The organism is Sphingomonas sp., assembly GCF_040398505.1.
In the GTDB taxonomy this organism is placed as follows: Bacteria; Pseudomonadota; Alphaproteobacteria; order Sphingomonadales; family Sphingomonadaceae; genus Sphingomonas.
This window is the reverse complement of sequence record NZ_JBBATX010000046.1, coordinates 18,993-20,114: the sequence shown is the minus strand read 5'-3', so window position 1 is coordinate 20,114 and position 1,122 is coordinate 18,993. Positions and strand designations below refer to the sequence as shown.

General features: G+C 65.4%; 2 protein-coding genes. Both read right to left on the bottom strand.

Annotated elements, in window-relative coordinates; genetic code table 11:
• Nucleotides 1-72: 72 nt before the first annotated feature.
• A complete protein-coding gene (locus ABWP09_RS07795) occupies nt 73-486 on the bottom strand; it encodes a DUF3035 domain-containing protein (protein ID WP_353204579.1) in 414 nt (137 codons plus the stop codon).
• Nucleotides 479-1,030 carry a signal peptidase II gene (lspA, locus tag ABWP09_RS07790; RefSeq protein WP_353204578.1) on the bottom strand — a complete coding sequence of 184 codons (552 nt, stop codon included), beginning with the start codon at nt 1,028-1,030 and terminating at the stop codon, nt 479-481. The genes ABWP09_RS07795 and lspA overlap by 8 nt, the downstream gene beginning before the upstream one ends.
• Between the last annotated feature and the right edge of the window lie 92 nt (nt 1,031-1,122).

Here is a 1,122-nt window from a genome sequence, read left to right as displayed (position 1 = left end):
AAAAGGCCGCGTACCGGATGATCCGGTACGCGGCCTTTTTCGTGCCCGCGGTTTGCGCCGTGCGGCGATGGTTTACTTTGGCGTCGCGGCCTTTGCGTTCTGGCCATCGCCCTCGGGGGCTGCAACCACGTCGCGTGTCGTCGCACCCTTGTCGACCACGGTCGTGCCGGGGTCGCCCACGGTCGAGCGGATGCCGGGATCGTCATTATCAACACCCGCCGCCGCGATCGTCGCGGTTTCGCCCGCGCTGCGCTGCGCCGTGCCGCCGAACAACGCGTCGAGCGCCTGCGCATTGGGGCTGACGTCATTGGCGCGCGGTGCACCGGGGCGCGGCGGGGTCAGCGAGAAATCGGGCGGGATCACCAGCGGCGCCTGACGCGCCACCGCGAATTCGTCGGGGCCGCTGCGACCGATCTTGTTGGTCGCGCAGCCCGACGCCAGGGCAACCAGCGCGAGACCGGCGATGAGGGTGGTGGCTTTACGCATGATGTGTCTCCGTTGCGCCCTGTTCTGACGCAGAATTGGGGCCGGAATCTGTCCCCGATTCCGCTTTCGGTGCATCTCGTACCAGAAGCGCGCGCGCGAACAAGATCAGCACCCCGATCGTGATCGCAGCATCGGCGAGGTTGAACACCAGAAACGGCTGCCAGCTGCCAAAATGCAGATCGGCCCAGTCGACGACATAGCTGAACCGTATGCGATCGACGATATTCCCGATCGCCCCGCCGAGCACCAGCCCGAGCCCGATCTGATCGATCCGGTTGCGCTCGCGCAGCATCCACACCAGCACGCCGAGCGCGATCGCCCCGGTCATCGCCACCAGCAGCCAGCGCGCCATCGGATCGTCGGCGCGCATCAGCCCGAGCGAAACCCCGCGATTGGCGACGAAGCGTATGTTGAAGAACGACGTGACGTGATGTTCGTTGGTCATCTCGCTCAGCCGCATCACATCGGTGACGCCGTACTTGGTGGCTTGGTCGGCCACGAACAGCAAAGCGGCGGTGGCGAATCCGGCAACGGGAAGTTTCATGCGACCACCTTTTCGCAACGGGCATCGAGCGCGCCATCTTCCACGACGTCAGGCAGCAAGCGCCAGCAGCGCCCGCATTTGTGGAAATCGCT

Bases quoted from the DNA above. Each gene is read 5' to 3' on its own strand.
- ABWP09_RS07795 (WP_353204579.1), bottom strand. From the start codon at position 486: ATGCGTAAAGCCACCACCCTCATCGCCGGTCTCGCGCTGGTTGCCCTG.
- lspA (WP_353204578.1), bottom strand. From the start codon at position 1,030: ATGAAACTTCCCGTTGCCGGATTCGCCACCGCCGCTTTGCTGTTCGTG.